3 protein-coding genes are annotated in these 2,599 nt (G+C 29.1%); all 3 read right to left on the minus strand.

Features of this window, described 5'->3' with window-relative positions:
* Positions 1-30 precede the first annotated feature (30 nt).
* The gene (locus NSA58_RS18630) at positions 31-486 is read right to left on the minus strand and encodes a hypothetical protein (RefSeq protein ID WP_074429540.1); all 456 of its coding nucleotides are present in this window, start codon (positions 484-486) and stop codon (positions 31-33) included.
* Between the two features lie 136 nt (positions 487-622).
* Complete coding sequence (locus NSA58_RS18635; protein ID WP_039680822.1) at positions 623-1,165, minus strand: NADH peroxidase; 543 nt, start codon at positions 1,163-1,165, stop codon at positions 623-625.
* A 142-nt stretch (positions 1,166-1,307) separates the two neighbouring features.
* Complete coding sequence (locus tag NSA58_RS18640) at positions 1,308-2,540, minus strand: VanW family protein (RefSeq protein WP_074429541.1); 1,233 nt, start codon at positions 2,538-2,540, stop codon at positions 1,308-1,310.
* Positions 2,541-2,599 lie beyond the last annotated feature (59 nt).

The following is a 2,599-nucleotide window of genomic DNA, read 5'->3' on the forward strand; positions in this document are numbered from 1 at the left end:
TACTTTATAACATATATTTATGGTTATATTTTATATGCAAGGATCCGCTGCAAACCATACAGCTGTGTAATAGTCATCCTTATTTGTGCCACTCCATGCAATGGCAACTCCAAAATCTTCTATGTATTGTAAATCAATAATTTCTGCTTTTAGTCCATTTTTTATGACAGAAAATGAATAAGCACAATTGCTAACACTATGGTTGTTAATATCGTATCCTCCTAAAGCCAGATATAAATCATCACTTTCAAACATAGCTTCTACTAAACAATCTCCTCCATCTATTTCTGCTACCATATCTGTATCAATAAAAAATGTAAGTACATCTCCAATTTTTATTTTTGATTTATCAATTTCTATCATATATCTAGCGTCAACTTCATAGTTGCAAATTTTTATAGGCTTTAATGGTAGTTCTTTTAAATCATATGTAACTTGATCATTATTAATATATACATATAAAAATCCCAAAGGCGTTTGTAACAATATATATTCCCCCCTTTTTAATTCTATATTATAGTATATTGGTGAAGTTGTATTAATTATCACTATATATTTTTGTATGTAAAAATTCCCCATACTATTTCTAGTATGAGGAGTTTTTACATAATCTATTTAATTCTTATCCAAAATATCTATTTAGTAATCCTAAGAATGCTTTACCATGTCTAGCCTCGTCTTTACACATTTCATGAACAGTGTCATGTATTGCATCAAGTCCTAGTTCTTTAGCTCTCTTAGCTATTTTTAATTTCCCTTCAGTAGCACCATATTCAGCTTCAACTCTAGCTTCTAAGTTTTTCTTAGTATCTGCAACAACTACTTCTCCAAGAAGTTCTGCAAATTTAGCTGCATGTTCTGCTTCTTCTAAAGCTATTCTTTTGTAAGCTTCTGCAACTTCTGGGTAACCTTCTCTATCAGCTTGACGGCTCATAGCTAAGTACATTCCAACTTCTGTACATTCCCCAACAAAGTTAGCTCTTAAATCTTCTATTATTACTTCATCAACACCTTGTGCCACACCTATTCTGTGCTCATCAGCCCAATGTAATTCACCTTGCATTTCTTCAAACTTTTCAGAACTTACTTTACAAACTGGACATACCTCTGGTGCTTTTTCTCCCTCATATATATATCCACATACTGTACATACAAATTTTTTCATTTTAATATCCTCCCAAATTTTATAATTTATTTTAAATGTTTAAGCAATTATCAATTTATACTATATATATACCTTAACATTTTTAGTTTAAACAGAAAAAACAAATTTTTTTAAATTTTCAAATATTGAAATTATCTTATTTTTAGTAAGGCTTATAAACACTAGTATTAACTAATTCTTTTCTTACAATATTATTTTCTTCGTCTAAGTATAATCTATATGTTTGCACAGTAATTTTATTTTTTGTATATTCCTCTATCATTCTTATACTTATTCTTTCTCTATCTAGATTACATCCATAAATTTTTGAAGTAATTGCTCCATTTCCCACTATATTTTTTATATAAACTGGGTGGGTGTAGGGATTTGTAAATTTCAAGTCAGTATATCCATAAGATACAGTAGCATCTCGTCCCTTTGGAGCGTATTTTGAGGGAAGAGAATGATTATGTACCTCGTCTATTGTAAGTCCTGAGAGTAAAGCTGCATTATAAATTGTGGTGGAAACTTGGCATACACCTCCACCTTCTCCATTTGTAACTTTACCTCCAACTATAATTGGAGCACTTTTATATCCATTAACCCAGTTTCTAGCTCCTGTACGTTTATTATAAGAAAAAGTTTCTCCAGGCATTAATAAAATATCACTGGTACTTTCCCCTGCCACATGAATATTGCTTCCTCTAGAGGTTGAGTCATTAAAACTTGTGCTAAATTGTCCTAGTATGGAATTTATACTTTTCACCTGCTCAGTAGAAACTTTTGGATATGATGTAAGTACTGGTAAATTTATATTTTCAATTTTCTTTTTGTTTATCATATCATAAATATTTTCTTTTAATCGTGATAAGTCAACTTTTTTACCTTCTTTTGATTTGGTTCTTTTTATTTCTCCACTAAGCTCAACATGAAAACTGGCATCAACTGCATCCACATTTATAGCTCTACAAATTACTTTTAGTTCTTTACTTAACTTTATTTCATCATATGTGGCTTTTAATCTAATATTATGTGATTTTTTTAATTTAAGCTTTCCTTTTCTTTTTATATTTTCCAACATTGAAGTATCTCTCGTATAATTAAAAGCTTCATTTACTCTTTCTTCGATATGATAATCAAGGTCTATACTTTTTGCTTCTATTGCCCATTTTTCATTTCCCCAAGTAATATAAAAATCCTTTAAAGGATACTTTGCTTCTAGCTTTTTAATTGCTTGTTTTTTAGTTAATTTTCCCACATCAATATTTTCAATTGTAATATTACTATGAATTTTTTTCTCATTTTCATTTGATGTTAATCCAAGGGATGTAAATCCTACAACTACTATCATTACTACATATATAAATTTATTTAAAATTTTTATCTGTCCTCTCATATTACTCTCCTAACTATACAAATTATATAATTATATTTTCCCATGAGAGTTTTTATATT

The organism is Terrisporobacter muris (assembly GCF_024621905.1).
Lineage (GTDB): Bacteria > Bacillota > Clostridia > Peptostreptococcales > Peptostreptococcaceae > Terrisporobacter > Terrisporobacter muris.